This window comes from Flavobacterium sp. ACAM 123 (assembly GCF_000264055.1).
In the GTDB taxonomy this organism is placed as follows: domain Bacteria; phylum Bacteroidota; class Bacteroidia; order Flavobacteriales; family Flavobacteriaceae; genus Flavobacterium.
In genome coordinates, this window is record NZ_AJXL01000017.1 from 25,529 (window position 1) to 47,727 (window position 22,199).

The 22,199-nt window shown below is 35.1% G+C and carries 18 protein-coding genes; 11 read left to right on the forward strand and 7 right to left on the reverse strand.

Annotated elements, in window-relative coordinates; genetic code table 11:
- Positions 1 to 156 precede the first annotated feature (156 nt).
- Both A3SG_RS0104705 and A3SG_RS0104710 read right to left on the reverse strand, forming a co-directional pair.
- The gene (locus A3SG_RS0104705; RefSeq protein WP_016988868.1) at positions 157 to 1,350 is read right to left on the reverse strand and encodes a hypothetical protein; all 1,194 of its coding nucleotides are present in this window, start codon (positions 1,348 to 1,350) and stop codon (positions 157 to 159) included.
- Positions 1,351 to 1,369: 19 nt separating this feature from the next.
- Complete coding sequence (locus tag A3SG_RS0104710) at positions 1,370 to 3,397, reverse strand: M3 family metallopeptidase (RefSeq protein ID WP_029596613.1); 2,028 nt, start codon at positions 3,395 to 3,397, stop codon at positions 1,370 to 1,372.
- A gap of 202 nt (positions 3,398 to 3,599) precedes the next feature.
- On the opposite strand from A3SG_RS0104710, the gene A3SG_RS0104715 reads away from it, so the two are divergent.
- Positions 3,600 to 4,271: a hypothetical protein gene (locus A3SG_RS0104715; protein WP_016988870.1), complete on the forward strand. Its 672-nt coding sequence runs from the start codon at positions 3,600 to 3,602 to the stop codon at positions 4,269 to 4,271.
- A gap of 84 nt (positions 4,272 to 4,355) precedes the next feature.
- Here A3SG_RS0104715 and purE read toward each other — a convergent pair whose 3' ends face one another.
- From purE to A3SG_RS19135, 4 genes are all read right to left on the reverse strand, one after another.
- Positions 4,356 to 4,844, reverse strand: coding sequence for a 5-(carboxyamino)imidazole ribonucleotide mutase (purE, locus tag A3SG_RS0104720; protein WP_029596614.1), 489 nt, complete (start codon positions 4,842 to 4,844; stop codon positions 4,356 to 4,358).
- Positions 4,845 to 4,924: 80 nt separating this feature from the next.
- Positions 4,925 to 6,094, reverse strand: a complete 1,170-nt coding sequence (locus A3SG_RS0104725; RefSeq protein WP_016988872.1) for a 5-(carboxyamino)imidazole ribonucleotide synthase — start codon at positions 6,092 to 6,094, stop codon at positions 4,925 to 4,927.
- 112 nt (positions 6,095 to 6,206) lie between these two features.
- Positions 6,207 to 6,404 (reverse strand): hypothetical protein, encoded by a 198-nt coding sequence (locus tag A3SG_RS22215; RefSeq protein ID WP_232226276.1) that lies wholly within the window; start codon positions 6,402 to 6,404, stop codon positions 6,207 to 6,209.
- A complete protein-coding gene (locus A3SG_RS19135) occupies positions 6,380 to 6,733 on the reverse strand; it encodes a hypothetical protein (RefSeq protein WP_232226277.1) in 354 nt (117 codons plus the stop codon). The genes A3SG_RS22215 and A3SG_RS19135 overlap by 25 nt, the downstream gene beginning before the upstream one ends.
- Positions 6,734 to 6,841: 108 nt before the next feature.
- Here A3SG_RS19135 and hpt point away from each other — a divergent pair, with 108 nt between their 5' ends.
- The 4 genes from hpt (at position 6,842) to obgE (ending at position 10,483) form a co-directional block, all read left to right on the forward strand.
- Entirely contained in the window at positions 6,842 to 7,372 is a 531-nt protein-coding gene (gene hpt / locus A3SG_RS0104735; protein WP_016988873.1) for a hypoxanthine phosphoribosyltransferase, read from the forward strand.
- A gap of 16 nt (positions 7,373 to 7,388) precedes the next feature.
- Complete coding sequence (locus A3SG_RS0104740; RefSeq protein WP_016988874.1) at positions 7,389 to 7,961, forward strand: adenylate kinase; 573 nt, start codon at positions 7,389 to 7,391, stop codon at positions 7,959 to 7,961.
- Positions 7,962 to 8,095: 134 nt separating this feature from the next.
- Positions 8,096 to 9,316, forward strand: coding sequence for a hemolysin family protein (locus A3SG_RS0104745; RefSeq protein ID WP_016988875.1), 1,221 nt, complete (start codon positions 8,096 to 8,098; stop codon positions 9,314 to 9,316).
- Between the two features lie 165 nt (positions 9,317 to 9,481).
- Positions 9,482 to 10,483: a GTPase ObgE gene (gene obgE, locus A3SG_RS0104750; protein ID WP_016988876.1), complete on the forward strand. Its 1,002-nt coding sequence runs from the start codon at positions 9,482 to 9,484 to the stop codon at positions 10,481 to 10,483.
- 63 nt (positions 10,484 to 10,546) lie between these two features.
- On the opposite strand, the gene A3SG_RS20700 is transcribed toward obgE, so the two are convergent.
- Positions 10,547 to 17,131 carry a carboxypeptidase-like regulatory domain-containing protein gene (locus A3SG_RS20700; protein WP_016988877.1) on the reverse strand — a complete coding sequence of 2,195 codons (6,585 nt, stop codon included), beginning with the start codon at positions 17,129 to 17,131 and terminating at the stop codon, positions 10,547 to 10,549.
- Between the two features lie 288 nt (positions 17,132 to 17,419).
- On the opposite strand from A3SG_RS20700, the gene A3SG_RS0104760 reads away from it, so the two are divergent.
- Genes A3SG_RS0104760 through A3SG_RS0104785 form a run of 6 tightly spaced genes read left to right on the forward strand, consistent with a single transcriptional unit; the run spans position 17,420 to position 22,177 of the window.
- Complete coding sequence (locus A3SG_RS0104760) at positions 17,420 to 18,124, forward strand: tetratricopeptide repeat protein (protein WP_016988878.1); 705 nt, start codon at positions 17,420 to 17,422, stop codon at positions 18,122 to 18,124.
- Positions 18,125 to 18,175: 51 nt separating this feature from the next.
- The gene (locus A3SG_RS0104765; protein WP_016988879.1) at positions 18,176 to 19,531 is read left to right on the forward strand and encodes a UDP-N-acetylmuramate--L-alanine ligase; all 1,356 of its coding nucleotides are present in this window, start codon (positions 18,176 to 18,178) and stop codon (positions 19,529 to 19,531) included.
- An 18-nt stretch (positions 19,532 to 19,549) separates the two neighbouring features.
- Entirely contained in the window at positions 19,550 to 20,008 is a 459-nt protein-coding gene (locus A3SG_RS0104770) for a GNAT family N-acetyltransferase (RefSeq protein ID WP_029596615.1), read from the forward strand.
- Positions 20,009 to 20,019: 11 nt separating this feature from the next.
- Positions 20,020 to 20,715 carry a RadC family protein gene (radC, locus tag A3SG_RS0104775; RefSeq protein ID WP_016988881.1) on the forward strand — a complete coding sequence of 232 codons (696 nt, stop codon included), beginning with the start codon at positions 20,020 to 20,022 and terminating at the stop codon, positions 20,713 to 20,715.
- Between the two features lie 11 nt (positions 20,716 to 20,726).
- Positions 20,727 to 21,416, forward strand: a complete 690-nt coding sequence (locus A3SG_RS0104780; RefSeq protein WP_016988882.1) for a YjjG family noncanonical pyrimidine nucleotidase — start codon at positions 20,727 to 20,729, stop codon at positions 21,414 to 21,416.
- A 2-nt stretch (positions 21,417 to 21,418) separates the two neighbouring features.
- Positions 21,419 to 22,177: a hypothetical protein gene (locus A3SG_RS0104785; protein WP_016988883.1), complete on the forward strand. Its 759-nt coding sequence runs from the start codon at positions 21,419 to 21,421 to the stop codon at positions 22,175 to 22,177.
- Positions 22,178 to 22,199: the final 22 nt, after the last annotated feature.

The following is a 22,199-nucleotide window of genomic DNA, read 5'->3' on the forward strand; positions in this document are numbered from 1 at the left end:
TTTGAGTGCTTCTGTGGTAAAAAACGACGTACTGCTGTATAAGTTTACATCGCAAATGGAGTGCGATTTATTGATAATTAAGACGGTTAGTTGCTTGTATTGGCATGCTATTTTTAGGGTTCAAGTAACAAGGCGCTTAGGGCATCGTACATCCTGCTAAAGTTCGCCGTTTAGGGCGTAGATTTCCATTAAATAATTCACGTAAGGTATATCGTAAGTACGGTTAGAATTGGCATTAATTTGCTCAAGACAGTAGCTTTCTGCGAGTTGCAGTTTGTTGATTTTAATTAAATTTTCAATAAGTAAAATATTAAACTGATTTTGAAATAGTCGCGGTCTAATCCTTATGTAATAATTCTCAAATAGGTCGTTTTCTGTAAAAACAGTTAAGAAAAACAGATCAAATTCCATGATAACTCTAGAATATTCGTCTCCCGAAGTACTTTTTAGAGCTGTAAATTTTTCCTCGACTAAGTGCACTACAAATTCTCTTTGTAATGGATTAATCTCTGAAAAGCTGTAAATATTTTTTACGAGCTGAAAATTATAATGCGCAAATATTTGTTTACCAAAAACTAAAGTAAAATAAAATTGTACATTTTCTTTCCACCGCTCAAAATCTTTACCGTTATAGAGTGACTTTAATAATGAATCATATATTTTTTCTATAAATCTAGTAATTCGGATACTAGAAAAATAATACTTCATTTGAAATGTATGCAATTCATCAATGATGGTGCTAATTAATTCAAATGATTTGTCATTGATGGAATTTGCAAAAATAGGAGCAAGGACAGGTTGTAAAGAAATAGAAAGGTTGTCAACTACTTTCTTTATTTCGTTAGTTTCAATTTTTTTTCTTTTACCAATAACAGATTGTATCGACTGTGCTATTATTTCTTTAATTGTTTCTGTATCAAAACTTATGTTTTTTTGACCAAATTCTGTTTTAAACAAAAAGTCAATTTCGCCGTTGCCTTTCAAGATCTTTGACACCCAAAGCTTTAGGGTTTCATGGTCTAAGGACGCGATAAGGACGTCTGTTTCAGAAACTTTTCTTTTTGTGGTTTTTTTTACTTTCGCAGTTAAATTTTTTTTACTAACCAAAAATAAAATTAGGGCAGTCTGATGGATACAGTTTTCACTAAAGCCGCAATCACAGGTTTTAGAAACTATATTTTGTTTGACGTCCAAAATAATTTGGACGTCAAAACTTTTATTGCCTTCATCAACATAAGCTAAAAATTTATTTTTCTTTGCTTCATCTAAATCCCGCACAAGGAGTTTTTTTGAAGTTTTTAGCTCGTTTGCGTTTACTGTTTTTAAATAATCTAAAATACTTATTATCATGAAGTCAAAGTTGTAAAATCTACAATAATCCTGCTCTTTTTAGCAAAGCATCCGGGCTTGGTTCGTGTCCTCTGAATCGTTTGTACAGAAGCATCGGATGCTCAGTTCCACCTTTAGAAAGAATATTGTCTTTAAATTTAGCAGCGACCTCCTTACTGAAAATTCCTTTTTCTTGGAAGAATTCAAAAGCGTCAGCATCGAGAACTTCAGCCCATTTGTAGCTGTAATATCCTGCAGAATATCCACCCTGAAAGATATGGGAGAAAGCAGTGCTCATCACATTTTCTTTTACATCAGGAAACAATTGCGTTTCTGCAAATTGCGCGGTTTCAAATGCCTTAATATCTTTTATATTAGATGGGTCTTGTGCGTGCCATCCCATGTCTAGGATCCCAAAACTCAACTGGCGCATGGTTACCATTCCTTCTTGAAAGTTAGCGCTTTCCTTGATTTTTTGAACTAACTCGATAGGAATCATTTCATTCGTTTTGTAATGGTAAGCAAATAAGGCTAGTGCCTCCGGTTCGTAGCACCAGTTTTCCATAATCTGGCTTGGCAATTCCACAAAATCCCAATACACTGATGTTCCGGATAAACTCGGATACCTTGTGTTGGCTAACATACCATGTAAAGCATGCCCAAATTCATGAAATAATGTAGTCACTTCATTGAAAGTCAAAAGGGATGGTTTTGTTTCGGTAGGTTTCGTGAAATTACATACAATAGAAATGTGGGGTCTTTCGTTTATTTCGTCTTTAACAAATTGCGATTTGTATGAAGTCATCCAGGCACCATTGCGTTTTCCTTTTCTTGGAAAAAAATCAGCATAGAAAATAGAAACAAGTTTGCCATCACTATCTTTCACTTCGTAGGTTGTGACTTCGTCATTGTATTTGTCAATTTCGAAAGATTCTTCAAAGGTGATTCCGTATAATTTTTGTGCCACAGTAAATGCACCATTTAGCACTTTTTCTAGTTGAAAATAAGGCTTTAGCTTTTCGTCGTCTAAATTGAATAGTTCTTGTTTCAACTTTTCGGAGTAATATGCGCCGTCCCATTTCTCCAGTTGCTCTATTCCATCGAGTTTTTTGGCGAAAGCCGTTAATTCTGCAAATTCTTTTAGTGCAGCTGGTTTTGCTTTTTCTAATAAGTCTTTGGAGAATGTTTTGACTTTTTCAGGACTCTCAGCCATTCGTTCTTCAAGTACAAAATCAGCATGACTGGCATATCCTAAAAGCTGTGCCCGATCAAAACGCAATTTAGCAATTTTAAAAACATTTTGTTGGTTGTCTAATCCATTGTTTTGGAAACCTTTGGCACCAAAAGCAATAGCCATCTTCTTGCGCAACTCTCGGTTATCAGCATATGTCACAAAGGGAATGTAGCTCGGATGATCCAACGTGAAGATCCAGCCTTCTTTTTCTTCGCTTTTCGCCAAAGAACGAGCGGCTTCAATGGTGCCTTCCGGTAGTCCGGAGAGCTCTTTTTCATCGGTAAGATGCAATTGAAAAGCTCGAGTTTCGGCTAATACGTTTTCGCCAAACTGTAAACTTGTCTTAGATAGTTCTTTGTCAATTTCACGAAGTTTGATTTTCTTGTCTTCCTCTAGATTAGCACCGTTTCGTGAAAAGCTTTTGTATTTTTCGTTCAATAAAGTAGTTTGCTCTGTGTTCAGGTTCAACGTTGCTTTTTGTTCATGTACTGCTTTCACTTTAGCAAATAGTTCAGTATTCAGTCGGATATCGTTCCCGAAATCCGATAATAATGGAGAAACTTCCTGAGCGATTTTTTGGATTTCATCATTGGTTTCCGCTGAATTCAAATTGAAAAAAATGCTCGAAAGACGATCTAGGGTGTATCCGCTGAAGTCTAAAGCTTCAATAGTATTTATGAAAGTGGGTGCCTCTTCGTTTTGAACAATGGAATCAATTTCGGCTTTTGCCAATGCGATTCCTTCGATGAAAGCAGGAAGGTAGTCCTCATTTTTTATTTTCGAAAAAGGGGCCGTATCATATTTTGTGTTAAATGTGGTCGTTAATATTTTCATTATGTAGTCATTAATTATGTTTCGTTGAAACAGCATAGTTTCAGTTACAAAGATAGGGATTTATTAAAAAAATAAAGATTGCTCTAGGAGTTGATTACTGTTAAACTTAATGAAATGCCGAGCCCTCTGTGGTGAAAAAAGGGTATATTGGTAACTAGTTTCGGCAGTAGAGAAACTAATTATTAAAAATTAAAAATACGATATGAATTATCAGGTAAAAATACAAAGCATCAACACGGTTGATGAAATTAAAGAATATTGGAGTGACGATGACTATGTTCAGTTATTGGGAAAGTTTGATTATCCAGAGGCCTCCAGTGCCAAAAAAGAAAACTTAAGTGAGTTGCTGTCTATGGCAATCACTGATTTTGAGCCTAACGAGGCTGCTGCAATAGTATTGGAATATAAATTAGCGGATCTTTTGAATGAAGGTCAAATACAACAGATTTCAAACGATATGCTTATCGATAAAATCTGTGAAGAATATCCTGAAATAGGGATGCAAGCCGCTTTGTTTCACATCAATCAATTGCTTTTTAAAGCCTATAATGGGAAATTTCCAAATGCGAAAGCCACCGTTATAGAGTTTTCAATGACAGCTGCCAAGGAGGAAGCCACGAAAAAATTGACTAAAGAAAATGTTCTGAAATTATTTAGCACAGGATTATCCGACCGTAATATCATCAAAAGATTATTTGACGATCAAATGCATCAAAACGCTGCTTTTCCCGAAGCTGAAAATATTCTTTGGGATTTATCCACCTCAGATGATATCAATTATAAATTGAACACTTCAGAAAATTGGTTAAAAAGTGAAGACTTTATAGCTTCTGAATTTGAAGGGGTTTTAGAAGAAGTTGCAGAAGAAGCGTAGTTAAAAAATCGCTTCTTTTAATAGGGCACACGTATATAAAAAAAAGCTTCTCGTTATTGAGGTAGCTTTTTTTAGTTATTTAAATTATTTTTTAAGAAGACTTTCAGAAGCAATAATTACGGATTCTTTTAGTCCCACCTTATATTGTATCACTTTATCTAATACGCTTTTGTCCTGAATTCCGATGATTTGAGCTGCCAATATTCCTGCATTTTTAGCTCCGTTTAACGCTACAGTAGCTACTGGAACTCCTCCTGGCATTTGCAGGATTGATAAAATACTATCCCAGCCATCGATGGAGTTGCTTGATTTTACAGGAACTCCAATCACTGGAAGCGGTGACATTGAGGCTACCATCCCTGGTAAATGTGCTGCACCGCCGGCGCCGGCAATAATTACCGAAATCCCACGTGTGTGTGCGTTTTGACTAAAATCGAATAATTTCTCAGGTGTTCTGTGTGCTGAAACGATGTCAACTTCTATTTCTATATCAAACCCTTTTAGGATTTCTATGGCTTCTTGCATTACGGGCATATCTGAGATACTTCCCATTATTACGGCTACTTTCATAATAGAACCCTAACCCCGTAAGGGGAATACCTACTAGGGGTGGGTAGGGTTTTTAGTTAGTTTTCATTTTTGACAGGCCTTAGCTACCCCTTTGGGGTTGGGAGGCTTATCACTCTAATTGTGTTTTTAACGTCTTCGGCAATTCTTCGTGCTTCGTTAATGTCAGCATTTACAATAGTAACATGTCCCATTTTCCTGAAGGCGCGCGTCATTTTTTTACCGTAAATATGCGGTGTGACGCCATTCCAGCCTAATATTTTTTCGATGTTTTCGTAAATAACCTCACCTGAATAACCTTCGGCACCTACTAAGTTAACCATTATTCCAGCTACTTTACTGTCGGTATTCCCCAAAGGTAAATCGAGAATGGCTCGAAGGTGGTTTTCAAATTGAGAAGTATAACTGGCTTCAATAGAATAGTGTCCTGAATTATGAGGTCTGGGCGCTACTTCGTTTATTAAAATGTCGTCGTTTTCAGTTTGAAACATTTCAACGGCTAACAAGCCTACATGATTAAATTTCTCAGAAACTTGCAAGGCAATAGCTCTTGCTTTTTTGGCTACTGCATCATCAATTCTTGCGGGACAAATAACATATTCTACCTGATTGGCTTCCGGGTGAAATTCCATTTCGACCACAGGATAGGTTCTGATTTCCCCCGAAGGATTTCGACAGACAATAACGGCTAGTTCATTTTTGAATGGGACCATGTCTTCGGCGATGCATTCTACATTGGGAAGGTTGTCTAAATCTGAGATTTGTCGGATCACTTTTACACCGTTTCCGTCATAGCCAAATTCGGTACATTTCCACACAAAAGGCATTCTTAATTTAGAATCAAGGATGTCAATAATTATGCTTTTTAGATTTTCGAAGCGTTTGAATTTTGCGGTGGGGATGTTATGTTCTGAATAAAAGGCCTTTTGAATTCCTTTATTCTGAATGAGTGTTAGTGTTTTTGGCGAAGGATATACTTTCAATCCTTCCTTTTCTAATTGTACCAATGCATCAAGATTAACGAGTTCAATTTCGAACGTTAAAACATCAACTTTCTTTCCGAAATTATAAACGGTGTCAAAATCCATCAAATCTCCTTTGAAGAATTGATCACATGAAATTTTGCAAGGGGCTTCATCGCTAGGATCCAAAACATAGGTTTGTATATCAAATTTTCGGGTGTCAAACAAAAGCATTTTGCCCAGTTGTCCACCACCTAATATTCCTAATTTAAAATCAGAAGAAAAATAATTCATTTGTTTTAGTTATTGTTTGTTAACGGTCAAATGCAATCGCTACGCTCGTGTCATTGCGTCGTTGTTTGTTACTTGCAAAGATACTTTATAATGATTGAATTGGAAAATGCTATTATATTTTCTTCAAAATTTCTCTTGCAACGGCTTTGTAAGCAGCAGAATGTTTGTAGTAATCGTCACTAAGAATGCGTTTTAATTCAGGATAAATCCAATTGTTTTTTTTACCTAGTTCAAACAAAGTGCGAACGGCATAGACTTTTGTAGCTACTTTTAGGACTTCATCAATCAGCCATTCAAAGCAGCTTTCCATAATTTGTTGTTCTTGTGTGTTTCATAAATGAAGATGCTGGCTTGAGAACATACAGATTTTGGAAATAGAACGCAACGCGCTTTCATTTGTGAATTTTGAAAGACTAAGGCAAAAAATGGAAGGTAATCTGTTGCAAAATGGAGCTTTTTTTCTAAAACTACTTGGAGAATCCAGCAGGCTTTGTGGTGATTTTTGTTGTCTATGTTTAAAGCTAGTTCGAGTAAACTAGGAAATAAGTTAGCATTGACTAAAACAAGCTGCGCATTTTCTTCTCTACTGGTTCTAAGGGTAGAACTGCTAGCTATGTTTTTATGGAGTGCACTATTCATCTTAGGTAAAAACAAGTTATTTCAAATGTACGGTATTCTTATGGTTTTAAACCTGAATTTCCAACTCAGAAATTCCTACCTTTGTCAATTATTTTAAATAGGATAATAATGATTCAACTTCACGATAAACAATTTGTTCCGTTTATTTCAGCTAAAGAAATACAGTTTGCAATAACAAAAATGGCTGCACAGGTAGAAGCCGATTTTGGCGATGAAACCCCTGTTTTTGTCGGAGTTTTAAATGGTGCTTTCATGGTTGTCTCTGACTTTATGAAAGCCTATAAAAAACCTTGCGAAGTTAGTTTTATAAAAATGGCTTCCTATGAAGGGACTTCTTCGACAAATCAAGTCAAACAACTTATAGGATTAAACCAGGATTTGACAGGACGTTCTGTTATTGTGATTGAAGATATCGTTGATACAGGAAATACCTTGGTGGAATTAAAAGAATTGTTCAAAGCGCAAAATATAAAACATTTTAAAATCGCTACCCTTTTCCTTAAACCGGAAGCCTATAAAAAAGACATTAAAATAGACTATGTCGGAATCAGAATTCCGAATAAATTTATAGTAGGTTTTGGTCTTGATTATGATGGATTAGGCAGAAATTTACCGGAAGTATACAAACTAAAAGAGTAATTAGATAACACACATTATGATCAACATTGTTTTATTTGGAAAACCAGGAGCAGGAAAAGGTACTCAGGCAGAATTTTTAAAGGAAAAATATAAATTAACTCACATTTCTACTGGTGATGTTTTTCGATTTAATTTAAAAAACGATACCGATTTGGGAAAACAAGCAAGAGTTTATATGGATGCCGGTGATTTAGTACCTGACGAATTGACTACTAAAATGCTGATTGATGAGGTCAATAAGCATCCAGATACGAATGGTATTTTATTTGACGGTTATCCAAGAACGATTTCGCAAGCAGTTGCTTTGGATGATTTTTTGAAATCTATAGATTCGAAGGTCACTGCTACGATTGCACTGGAGGCTGATGATGAAATTTTGGTTCAACGTTTGCTCGAAAGAGGAAAAACAAGCGGTAGAATTGATGATCAAGATGAAGATAAAATTAGAAATCGCTACCAAGAATACAATGAAAAAACGGCTCTATTGATGCAGTATTACAACGATCAAGGAAAGTTTTATGCCGTAAACGGAATTGGAAGCATTCAAGAAATTACAGCGCGTTTAAGTACGGTTATTGATAATTTGTAGGATAAAAATAGTGTTTGATTTTTAAAGGTTGAATTTGGTTAAAACAACAATGCACTTAGAACTTTAGACTTTAAACAAGGTAAATGGAAATATTGATAATATTTTTTCTGATTTTGTTAAATGGGGTTTTCTCCATGTCTGAAATCGCATTAATTTCTGCGAGAAAAAGCAGGTTAGAAGCCTCGGCTAAAAAAGGAAATAAAAGCGCTCAAACTGCGCTTAATTTGGCTAATTCACCAAATAAATTCTTATCGACGGTTCAAATAGGAATTACGTTAATTGGTATACTTACTGGTATTTACAGCGGGGACAAAATAACAACGGATGTGGAGACCTTTATTGTGGGCTTCACAATCTTGGTGCCCTATGCACATTCTATCGCAGTGAGTATTGTTGTCGTTATATTGACTTTTTTCTCCCTAGTTTTAGGGGAGTTGTTGCCTAAAAGAATTGGTTTGAATCATCCAGAGGCGATAGCTAAAACTTTTGCCATGCCGATGAAAATAGTGTCTGTTGTAACGGCACCGTTTATTTGGTTATTGACTAATTCTACAGAGTTTTTATTGGATATACTACAGATAAGACCTTCCTCTGATGGTAAAATTACTGAAGAGGAGATTAAGGCTATTATAAAAGAGGGTACAGAGACAGGAGAGGTTCAGGAGATTGAACAAGACATTGTAGAACGTGTGTTTTATATAGGCGACAGGAAAGTTAATTCGCTTATGACTCATAGAAAATCAGTAGTTTACCTTCCGTTAAAGTCGAGCAAACAACAGGTTAAGGAGTTTATGCTTCATGAATTACATTCCATTTATCCCGTGTACAATAAGAACTATGATGATATTGTTGGGGTGGTAAATTTGAAAAATATTTTTGCGCACATTGACGATGACGATTTCAACTTGTCAGATTTAATGACAGAGGCACCTTTCATGATGGAACAGACAACGGCATATAAAGCCTTGGAGCGGTTTAAAACAACGGGTGTTCATTATGCCATGGTAGCAGATGAATACGGTATATTTCAAGGTGTAATCACTTTAAATGATATTCTAGAGGCCTTGGTTGGTAATGTTTCGGACTTTTATAGAGAAGAGTTTGAATTGGTCAAAAGAGAAGATGGAACATGGCTGGTTGACGGGCATTATTCGTTGCATGATTTTCTGACCTACTTTGACTTGGATGAATTAATAAATGATTATGACGTGACAACGGTGGGGGGATTAGTAATGACCGAACTTTCGCATATTCCAAAACAAGGTGAAAAATTGATTTGGAAGAAATTTCAGTTGGAAGTAATTGATATGGACGGTGTGAAGATTGATAAGATACTGGTGAAAGCCTTAAAATAATAGTGTTCAGTATTCCGTTTTTAGTATTCAGTAAGTAGCTGACCACTAAAAAATGGCATACTGCCCGCTGAATACTAAAAGTGATGACAGAAGATTTGAAATTAAAAGGAGGACAGCCGGAGGCTTTTCGTTACTTTAAATCCTGTCAAAATTAAATAAAGAATTATGACAGAAGGGAATTTTGTAGATTACGTTAAAATATTTGTTTCGTCCGGAAAAGGAGGAAAAGGGTCTACGCATTTGCATAGAGAGAAATTTATTGAAAAAGGTGGGCCAGATGGTGGTGACGGAGGTCGTGGTGGACATGTTTTTCTTGTAGGGAACAAAGGACTATGGACTTTGTTTCATCTTAAATTTGCTAGACATATCAAAGCTGGAAGCGGTGGTGATGGTAGTGGTGACAGAAGTACTGGGGCTGATGGTGAAGACAAGTTCATTGAAGTGCCATTAGGAACTGTTGTAAGAGATAAAGAAACTGGAGAGGTTTTGTTTGAAATTACGGAAGATGGAGAAAAACAAGTTCTGTCGAGAGGTGGTAAAGGAGGTTTAGGAAACTGGCACTTTAGAAGTGCTACAAACCAAACCCCACGATATGCTCAGCCTGGGTTACCGGGATCGGAGATGGATGCAATTTTGGAGCTAAAAGTTTTAGCAGATGTAGGTTTAGTAGGTTTTCCAAACGCAGGAAAGTCAACACTTTTGTCTGTTTTAACATCGGCTAAACCAAAAATCGCAGATTACCCGTTTACAACTTTAAAACCAAATCTTGGGATTGTAGCCTACAGAGATTTTCAATCTTTTGTAATTGCTGATATTCCAGGTATTATTGAAGGTGCTGCAGAAGGAAAAGGATTAGGACATTATTTTTTACGCCATATTGAGCGTAATTCAACGTTATTGTTTCTTGTTCCTGTTGATACACCAGATATTAAAGGAGAATACGATATTTTGGTAAACGAACTAACGAAATACAATCCAGAAATGCTGGATAAGGAACGTATGGTTGTTATTTCTAAATGTGATATGCTGGACGATGATCTAAAAGCAGAACTGAAAGAAGAATTAGACGTTTCATTTAAAGGAATTCCTTATATGTTTATCTCTTCTGTTGCTCAACAAGGGTTGACGGAATTGAAAGACAAATTATGGAAAATGTTGAATGATTAATTAATCATTTTTCACTTATAACAAAAAACCGTTTCAAGAATTGAAACGGTTTTTTTTTCTGTGTTAATTTGCGACTTGCACCTTAATTCCTTTGGTGTGACTAGAAAATTCTGGAGCATACATGCTTTGGATTGTGCTAATTCCATTAGAGAAATTCCCTTTATTATTCAGTCTAACATCATATTCTAAAACATAGGTTCCTTTGTTGATCCTGTCAAAAAAGAAGTGGGTTGCAGCGTCTTTAGTGCTTCTATAAAACCCTAAATTATCTTTGTACTGGTAACTAGATAAAACATCGATAGGCTCAAAACAAGACGCTCTCATGTCTTTTAAATGTACAAATTCCATATCTTCCTTAGTAGAGATAATTAAACGGACAGTAACTAGATCTCCTAATTTTAATGGATTGTTAGTTGTTATTTTTTGTAACACCGTGCCTTTATCTGTATTCTTCTTTAAATACAATTCTTTAGAAATAGACAAACTGGTATCAGAATTGCTTTTTATTTTATCTAAATCTTCAAAATATTGCCAGTAAACACCTCCATAACCTGGAACTTTGGATTTGTTTTCTATTGTAATAGTTGCCATTTCTTTTCTAATTTCAGAGGCTTTCCAATTCAATTTTAAGTAACCTGTTTCTGCTTCTTTTTCGTTAGCAGTCAATTTTTTTGTTAGAATTTTTTCATCTCCTATCTTGATAATAGTATTGTCTTTTACGCTCAACCAATCGGTACCTTGCATTAGTAATGCATATACAGCTTCAGTTGTGGCTTTTGTCGTAGGCCAGTTTTTAGCTTGCTTGTTTTTTAACAACCACACTTTCATAGCATCCACTGACTTGGTGTCATTGCTAACTTCCGTGAAAGCTTCAATCAGTAAAGCTTGTGTTTCTACAGGTGCTTGATACCAATACCAACCTACTTTGTTAGCAATCCAATACATACCCCAATCTTCGTTATTTGAAGCCGTTTCTTTTAGACTTTCGATTATTATTTTAGCTGCTGTTTGTTCTCCAAAACGATTCAGCACTAATGCTGCCATTCCTTTTTCATATAAAGAATAGCTTAACCAGTTTTCTTTAGCGCTGTCAACATATATTTTGGTTGCTTTTTTCAAAGTGTCAGAAAGCGGATAAGTTTCTAAATAGAAACTTCGGGTATAGAGGTAATGCAAATCGGAGTAGGGATGCATCCAAATCAGTTTTTCGCCGTTTTTTAGATTGTTCGTTCTTTGTTTATGGTTTTCTAAGAATTTGATATCAAGGAACGGGATTCCGTTTTTGGAAATTTCATTTATTTTCGCATTGGTCGCATCAGCTGTATTTAATTTTTTCAAATGACCTAATCCTGCCAGAATATGTCGTGTGATGTATTCGTTTTCTTCATTACCGCCATACCACGGAAATCCTCCTGATGCTTTTTGTTTTTGTTTTAATTTGTCAAAAGTAGCTTCTTGAGCACTTTTCATTTTTTCTAAGTCGAAAAGTAAGGCTAGTTTGGTTTTTTTGTCGGCTTCGCTTTGCGCATCATTTACCCATGGTGTTTCAGCCAGAAGGATCGATTTTAGCTCCTCGTTTTCTTCTAATTTAGAATTTAATTTTCCGTTTTTTCTCCAAGTTTCAAAAACAGCGGCGATTTTTGGATTACTATTGATGATTTCACCAGCCAAAGCATTGGCATAGTAACGAGCGAAAGTTTGCTCAGCACCTTCGTGTTCGTATTCCATCAAGTAAGGCAAGGATTGTAATGCAAGCCAAGCTGGATTTGAAGTGTATTCTAACGTGAATTGATGATTGCGTAAGCTTGTGGAAGCATTGTTTCTTAAGTTCTCAAAAGTGTATTCTTTCTTTGAGTTTTCGCGAACCCATAAAGGAATACTCTCCGTAACGAGTATATTGTTAGTCAAAACGGGTATGATGTTTTCTTCCCCATCAGAATAGTTGTCGGCTTTAGCTAAAACCTTGTACTGTACTCCTTGTATTCCTTCTGGAATATAGATGTTCCAACTTACAGTCGTATTTCCAAATGCAGGTATGGAATAATTTTTCAAGCTTTTTGTGTTCAGCATTTTGGTATCTACTGATTCCATTGTGGTAGCGTCAAAAAGTTGCAAAACAGCAATTCCTATTTTGGGTTCGCTGTTCATATTTACAATTTTACTAATGATTTGAATACTGTCTTTTTCTCTAAAGAAACGAGGGAAATTGGGTATTACCATTAGGTCTTTTTGGGTAACAATAATTTTTTCCAGATAACCAGAAACTGCTTTTTTATTGTGGGCGAATAGGCGTAATTTCCAAGCTGTTAATGCCTCAGGGGAGGTAAAATTGAAACTAATGTTTCCTGATTTATCCGTTTTTAAATTTGGATAGAAAAAGGCAGTTTCTGATAGATTAGTTCGGCTTTTAATTTCAGAAAGGGCTTTTAATGCCTTGTTAGTAGTGATTATTACTGCTCCATTTTCTCCTTTTGTTCCATAAAGAGCTGTTGCTTGGTCTTTCTCTAAAACTTCAATGGAAAGAATGGTTAAATAATCTAGTATCATAGCTTGGTTTCTAGATGCAAAGTTCCCATCAATACTATAGATAGCATTTGCGATATCTTTATTTTTGGCGGCTGTTTTTATCATTTTTCCGGTAGCGCTTCCTTCTAATGATATTTCTATCCCTGCGGTATTGTATATTTGATTGTCTTCTTCAACAATTATTTTGCTGGCAGCGCCTCTAATTGTTTCAGCACTTACTTTTCTGTCAAATGCAGGAGCAACAGATAATACTGCATCCGGGTCTCCTTCTATAATTTCAGTACCTAATTGTTTACCCGTTATTTGAGTAGCATAATTTAGTGATTTTTTTTCTTTATTGATACCGTAGCCTGTCACTACAACTTCTTCTAAACTGCTAGATTCTAGTTGTAAATTAATATTCGTTTTGTTATTCTTATCAATAAGAAGTGTCTGAGTCTGGTACCCTATATAAGCAATAACTAAGGTATCTGATTTTGACACATTGATTTCGTAATATCCGTCAAATTCACTGATTGTCGCCGTTTTGGTTCCTTTTACTGTAATACTGACACCAGGCAATGGAGCTCCTTTTTCATCAGTAATAATACCGGATATCGATTTTGTGTTTTGGGGATTGTTGTTTTGTTTCAAAAGGTATTTTTGATACTGAGCTATTGTTGCGTAGTCTTTTGAGTCAGAGAAATTAAATCCAAACCACAGTAGTTGTGTTCTTTTATCAATAAAAACCGGGCTGTGTAAAGTGGTGTTTAGATTGCGTAAAGTGGCGGACGTTTTATCAAAACCTAGTTTGTTTCTATAGGAAATGCTATTGTATACATATCGGTCGAGAGTGAGCGGATTCCAATAGCCTTTAGCAAATTGATCTAATGAACTATCGTACATGGAAGCTAATACTTCAGACTCTAGCGCAGTATTGGTTGGAGATAATTTAAAAGACCAGTTTTCAGTGCTTCCTGGTTGTATTTTGTTTCTAAAGCTTTCGACAGTAAAATCTAAGTTTGTTTCTTCCGCTTTTAAAGACACCTCCAGTTCCTTAGTAAAGGATTGGTTTTCAAATATGGACTCTAAGCCAATTTTTATTGATTTTTCAAACTGTCTTTGTAAAGGGATTTTAAGTAGGAGCTCGTTGTTTTCTAATGTTTTGTTTTCATCATAAAAGAGCTTATTCGCATAAGATGCCATTATTTTGAAATAGTGGTTAGGAATGACAGACTTGATGCTCAATAATACAAAGCCGTCTTTTTTTGGGTTCTTATTAAGCTGCTCAATCGAAAGTAGTTCGTTAGAGTCTAATTTTTCTGAACTTTGATTGATTTTAACTATGACTTGTTTTTCTAATGGAAGCTCATTGATGTCTTTAGCCGAAAAAACAACTTTGTAAAATCCTGATTGGTAATTTGAGATAAAATTAAGCGGAATAGTTTTGTCTTTTTCTGTATCAACCTTTTTAGAATAGACTAATGTTCCCAGTTCTTTTTGGTCTAGCGGTTTTTCATTATTTTCGAAGGGGAATAAGCTTTCAAAATCCTGTTTTGAAATGGCTTCAATTTCAGGAATGGGCCATACTCTTGGCTTAATTTTATTTGGAAAACCCTTAAGAAAGTAGAGGTTGACTTCACCCTTAATTGCTGCAAACTGCTCGTTAAGGTTTTTACTGTTAATCTCGACTGCGTTTTTATCTTTGGTGTTGATTTCTTGGGGAATAGTTATGTCAAGATTCATGGTATGATATCCTACGTTGATTGTTTGTGTTGCCGTATGTGTTTCACCGTTACTATCTGTTACATCGGCATCAATATAGAATTTATAAATAGGGCGGTCTTCTTTTGGAAAACGTTGGTTAGCATTGGCTATAAAATCAATATTGAACTTGCCATAGGCATCGGTGGTTGTCTCTCCGCTACCAGTTTCTCCTCCTTGTCCTTTGTATCTATAAGAATTGTCATAGACACTATAAATCATATAGGAAATTCTGTATTTTACCTTTGAATCAGATATATTCGCTCCCGAAAATGATTTAGCGAAACCTTCAACTCGAATTTTTTGATTGACTTCATAGCTCTCTTTTATAGGGTCAAAAACAACTTCAAACTTAGGACGTTTGTATTCCTCAACTTTAAAGCGAGTACCTGAATTTTCAAAATTCACCGTATCCCAAAATGGATGTTCGCCTTTTTTACTGCTGTCCGGCTCCTCTGCTTGAAATGTGAAATTGTCGGTTAGCCCATTCTGTGGAAGCTTAAATTCCCCAGAAAAAGAACCAAAAGAATTGGTGGTCACTTCAAAATTTTGGATGTTTTTATTATTGTTGTCTTTAACGATAATTTTCATCAAAATATTGGGGATGATTCTAGTTTCATTTGCTTTTTTTTGGAAAACAATTCCTTTATAATAAACGGTTTGTCCGGGTCGATAAATGGCTCGGTCTAGATAAAACTCAATTTTGGCATCAGTCTTTTTTATATTGGAATTACTGCGGTTGTAATATCGGTTTCTATTATAGACGATTAAGCTGTCGTTCTCTTTTGCTACCGTAATGTCAAAGTAGTTTTGAATGTCGTCATCTCGTTCAGAATTAGCATAACCTTCTTTATCGGTAGTTAATTCTAAATTATTGAATTTTATAGTTGCTTTTTCGATTGGGTTTCCTGTTTTTCGGTCTACTACTTGATAATAATCGGTGTTGTTTTTATAATTTGTCAGTAGGGAAAGGTTTGTGACTGTGATAGTTTCGTATGCAAACGCTTTTGTGTTTTTTATATCTGACTCACTTTCAAAATAAACTAAGTAACTGCCAGTTTCAAGTTGAGGCAATAGTATCTCAGTAGAATAGCTGAAGTAGTCATTCTTATTTGGTAATGCTTTTGTAATGCTTTTTACTAAGGGGTTTTTCTCGATTATAGTTGCGGCAATACTATCTTTTTTCATGTGCATTCTCCAGTCGTTAAGTTTTGAGATTGTTTTCTGGTCAATTTTGAAGTAAGAAATGCTAAGGGTATTTATGTTTTTATAATTTACGAAAGCTCTTGTGTTTTCGTTATTATAACTTTTCTCTAAAAGTTGAATGTTTAGATTTTTCTTTTCTAATTCATGTTTTCTTTGGACGGCACGTTTGTAAGCATTAGATCTGCTTTTTGTAGACAAGATAGTGTCGAATAATGCGATTGCTTTTTGGTTGTAATCAGGATGGCTGTCTTTTGACGCAAGCGTTGTGTATAGATTTGCCTTTTCAACTTGGATATCTTGTAAGAGTAAAAGAGGAATATCTTTGTCTTGTATTTGATCTAAAGCATTTAAATAATCGGTAGCATTTTTGTTTAAATAGGTGTAACAGAATTGCATGCGCGAGAAGCGATTGTCTAAAGAGTTGTTGTTATTTTCTTTTTTTTGATATAAAGTGATGAGCTTTTTTAAATGGTCATCCTTTACTAAATCAAGGTTTAAGGATTGAAAGGTCTTTGAATCACCGTATAAAGTATCTTTTGACTTTTCGAAAATGGAGGTTTCTATATTCCAAGAATTTAGAGTTTGAGTGAGGTAAGTAATGTTCTCATTCAATAGGTACTCATATAAATTTTGTTGGTTTAACTTTTCTGGAGAATAATGATCAAATAGAGATTTATAGGACTTCAGAGAAGTTTTTTTTAAGATTGCTTCGTTTGCGATGCTATTGGCGAAAGCAAGGCCAATTTGCTTTTTGAAAGTTTTATTTGACCATAATAGAAAATCAGTTTCTAAGCTGTCTGTGGTGGTTCTATAGTATATTTTACCGTTATTTTTTAAATAATAATCATTCAAACATTTCGCATACACATAATTGAGTATCGCTTTTGATGGCTCGGAAACTGTTTTTATTTGGCTTTTTAGATTGTTTAAAATTTTGGTTTGCGCGTCTTCTTCAAGGGTTTGAATGTATTTTGAATTATAGAAAAAACATTTTATAATCTGTGTTTCATTATTACTCGAAACGGCTTTGTTGTATATTTTATCTACGAGGGTACTTGCAGATTTAATTTTACCTGCTTTTTCTAATGCGATAACGGCATCCCATTTTTTGTCAAATTGTTGGGCTATTGCGGGCAGAGACGTCAAAAGGAAGAGTAGGAATAATTTTTTCATGCAGTTTTAGGATAAGAAGAATTGATTTTGAAGTGAATATAAGACTATTTAGGATAAGTTTTTTCTAAAATTTAGTGCAATAATACTTATCGCAACGGCCAAGAGTCTGTTTTTTATCTGCTGAATAGCTATTGAAGACAAATTATGGAAAATGTTGAATGATTAATACTTGTTCTGAAAGTATTTAAAGCGTACATAGTGCTAAATGTGGTGGAATTTTTGTTTTAAAATGTCAAAGCTTTCCCAATGATACAAGATTCCAATTATAAATTTCCTTATTTTTGAGGAATGAAACAAATTGTATATCTTTTTTTATTCTTACCAATGATGATTTGGTCCCAATCCAATTTTGACGAAGCAGAGAAATTATTCAACGATAAAAAGTATGAACAAGCGCAGCCTATTTTTGAAGCACTTCATAAAGCGAGTCCGTCCAACTTAAAAACGATTGAGTATTTAGGAGATATTGCAGGCCAGGATAAGGACTGGGAGGAGGCATTAGTTTATTACGGAAAGCTAAAACAATTAAAGCCGTCTGAAGCAAATTATTTTTATAAATATGGAGGCGCTTTGGGAATGAAAGCCTTAGAAGTTAATAAGTTTAAGGCGTTAGGAATGATCGGCGAAATTAAGGAGTCATTCGAAAAGGCAATAAAATTGTATCCTGAGCATATTGATTCGAGGTGGGCTTTGATAGAGTTATACATAAAGCTTCCCGGTGTAGTTGGTGGAAGCGAAACAAAAGCATTAAAATACGCTAATGAATTGTTAAAAATTTCGGCAGTAGATGGGTATTTATCAAGAGGTCATATTGATGAATATTACAAAAGATATAAGTCAGCAGAACTGCAATATAAAAAAGCAATTGCCACAGGGAAATCTTTAGAGAGTTACCAGAGATTGGCTAGCTTATATAAAAATAAAATGAATGAACCTGAAAGAGCCAGAGTAACCTTGGAAGAATTCAAGAAGAAAAATCAAAGGAGTAAGTGATAATTCAGGAGGTTTAAATTAACATACAAACGCATAATAGAATTAACGTAAATGACAACACATTTTATCGCTATAGGAGGAAGTGCTATGCATAACTTAGCACTAGCATTACATAACAAAGGATATAAAGTAACGGGAAGTGACGATGCAATTTTCGAGCCTTCTAAATCACGTCTGGATAAAAAAGGAATCTTACCGGCAGAAATGGGCTGGTTTCCGGAGAAAATTACAAATGATATTGATGCAGTAATTTTAGGGATGCATGCTAAGGCTGATAATCCAGAACTTTTACAAGCACAGGAATTAGGACTGAAAATTTATTCCTATCCGGAGTTTTTATATGAGCAATCCAAAAATAAAACACGTGTGGTTATTGGCGGATCTCATGGAAAAACGACAATAACCTCTATGATTTTGCATGTAATGCATTATAACGACATAGCAGTGGATTATATGGTGGGTGCGCAATTGGAAGGTTTTGATACGATGGTTCATCTTACAGATGAAAATGACTTTATTGTTTTAGAAGGAGATGAGTATTTGTCGTCACCGATAGACAGGAGGCCTAAATTCCATTTGTACCAACCTAATATTGCTTTAATATCAGGAATTGCGTGGGATCATATCAATGTCTTTCCTACCTATGAGAACTATGTGGAACAATTTGAAATTTTTGTGGATCAAATTAGCCGTGGTGGCATATTAGTGTATAATGAAGAGGATTTAGAAGTAAAACGGGTAGCAGAGGCAGCAACAAAACCAACCCGTAAATTAGCTTATAGTACACCAAATTATAAAGTAGAGAACGGAACGACGTTACTAGAAACTCCGGAAGGAGATATGCCCATTGAAGTTTTTGGTGCCCATAATCTAAATAATTTGGCTGGAGCCAAATGGATTTGCCAAAACATGGGTGTCGATGAAGACGACTTCTATGAAGCGATTGCCAGTTTTAAGGGGGCGTCAAAGCGATTGGAAAAAATCGCTGAAAGTAGAGCTGCAGTGGCCTATAAAGATTTTGCTCATTCACCAAGTAAGGTAGCTGCCACTACAAAAGCAGTAAAAGAGCAGTACCCAGATAGAATATTGGTGGCTTGCTTAGAGTTGCATACCTATAGCAGTTTGAATTCGGAGTTTTTAAAGGAATATGAAGGCGCATTGGAATACGCAGATGTTGCCGTTGTTTTCTATTCACCGGATGCAGTAAAAATCAAAGAATTAGAAGAAGTAACTTACGATCAGATTGCACAGGCTTTTAATAGAAAAGATTTGATTATATATACAAATCCAAAAGACTTCAAAGACTATTTATTCAACTTAAATCTAGATAACTCAGCATTGCTGTTGATGAGTTCTGGAAATTATGGTGGATTGAATTTTGATGAGGTGAAAGAATTGGTTCAGTAATTGTTCAATGTGGTAAAAATGGATAATACAATAAGAATCATTAAAACTACTAGTGAAAATGAGGATTTTATAAAATTGGTATGGGCATTGGATCAAAGTCTATGGGAACGGTATCCGGAGTTGACGTCTGATTATTGGGGGAATAATATTTTAGAAATCAACCCTAATGTTGTGATTCTGTATATCGATAATAAGCCTGTAGCCTGCGGATGTTTCAAGAAAAAATCAAAAAATGCAATTGAAATAAAGCGTATGTTTGTTTTGCCTGAAGCCAGAGGTAGAGGGTTTGCCCAGAGTATTCTGCAGGAATTAGAACGCTGGGGAGTGGAGTTAGGATTTTCTTTTTCAGTTTTGGAAACCTTACATAAGCAGAAAGCGGCTATTGCTATGTATCAGAAATGTGGATACGCGATAATTGATAATTACGAACCCTATGTGGGTTTAAAAAATAGTATTTGCATGCGGAAACAAATTTAAAGAATTAGCCAATGTCTGAAAACGCTTTTTTTCCTATTACTAATTGGTCCGAAGACGATAAGCCTCGTGAAAAACTAATGCTCAAGGGCAAAGGTGCACTGAGTGATGCTGAATTAATTGCTATTCTAATTGGTTCAGGAAGTCGGAATGAATCGGCGGTGGATCTAAGCAAAAGGATTTTGAAGAGTGTGGACAACAATTTGAATGCTTTAGGTAAGTTGTCTATTTCCCAATTAATGAATTTTAAAGGAATAGGGGAGGCCAAAGCCATTTCTATTATTGCCGCTCTAGAATTAGGGAGGCGAAGAAGATCAGAAGAGGCTGTTGAGTTAATCAAAATCACTTCCAGCAAAATGATTTTTGAAATTATGCAACCTATAATCGGTGAATTACCGCACGAGGAATTTTGGATTGTTTATTTGAATAATTCAAATAAGATCCTTTCAAAATCACAATTGAGTAAAGGCGGGATAACAGGAACATTGGTAGATGTAAGATTAGTATTCAAGATGGCACTTGAAATGGGAGCAACTGGATTGATATTATGTCATAACCATCCATCAGGAACGTTAGTGCCAAGTGATGCCGATAAACAAATTACCAAGAAATTAAGAACTGCCGGAGACAGCTTAGAAATAAAAGTTTTGGACCATTTGATTGTGACCGAGTTTAATTATTTTAGTTTTGTTGACGAAGGAATATTTTAAAAAAAATTATAATGAAAATTACGAATATAAAAGATGTCTTTTTTGACTTGGACCATACGCTTTGGGATTTTGATAAAAATTCAGAGATCACCTTTGAGGGTATCTTTCAAAGAAATCATCCCACCATTGAAATCAAAGCATTTATCGAGAAATATGTGCCCATAAATCAGGCCTGCTGGAAATTGTATCAATACGATAAGATTTCACACGAGGAGTTGCGCTACAACAGATTAAAGCATTCCTTTGACGCAATCAATTATTCCGTTTCTGATGCGCAGATTGAAATCATTGCGCAAGAGTACATTCAATTATTACCGGATAATAATCTTCTTTTTGACGGTACTTTTGAAATTTTGGACTACTTGAATGAAAATTATAAGTTGCACATCATCACCAATGGTTTTGCAGAAGTTCAACAACGAAAAATTAAGAATTCTAAGTTGCATGATTACTTTCATACCATCACAAACTCAGATATGGCTGGGGTTAAGAAACCAAATCCTATTATTTTTGAATATGCATTAGATTTGGCTAAAGCCAACAAGGAAAACAGTATCATGATTGGAGATTCTTTAGATGCAGACGTGCAAGGTGCTCTTGATATTGGGCTGGACGCTATTTTTTTTAATGCTGACAATGCACAAGTGGAACAAAAGATAAAGCAAGTTAATCATTTATTAGAACTAAAGAAATATTTATAATTATGAGAAAGCAATTTTTAGCAATACTGCTATGTATTTCAAGTATCGGTTTTTCTCAATCAGTAAATGATTATAAAGCGGTAATTATACCGTTAAAATATGAATTTACAAGTGGAGATAATGAGTATCGACTAGCTACTATATCGAAGTATAATTTAAATAATGCTGGTTTTGAAGCTTTTTATGACAATGAGTCTGTGACGGCAGAATATAATGACAGATGTAGTCTTTTGTATTTTGATATTGTAAAAGAAAGATCATTTCTAACAACTAAAGTGCATATTACTCTCAAAGACTGTTATGGCAAAGTCATTTTTGAATCGGAATCTGGGGTTAGTAAAGAAAAGGCCTATGAATTGGCCTATCCAGATGCTCTTAATGAGGCTTTTGCCTCTGTGAATGCTTTACATTATAAATACAAAGAGGAAGAGATAAATAAAGTAGTAGAACAACCGGTGGTATCGAATAAAAAAGAGGCCTCAGACATGGTTCAAGTGCCTAAAAACACGATGCGTAAAGCGGATATTGGTGCTTTGAAACAGACTGTTGTTTTGTATGCGCAACCTATAGTTAATGGTTTTCAATTGGTGAATAGTGTACCACAAGTAGTGATGAAAGTATTTAAAACATCTAGTCCTACTTGTCTTATTGCCTTAAAAGAAGCTACTCAGGGTGTTTTAATTTCAAAAGACAGTCAGTGGTTTTTTGAGTATTATCAAAATGATAAGCTGATATCTGAAAAGATAGAGGTTAAGTTTTAGTTCTAAATTTTAAGACCTAAAT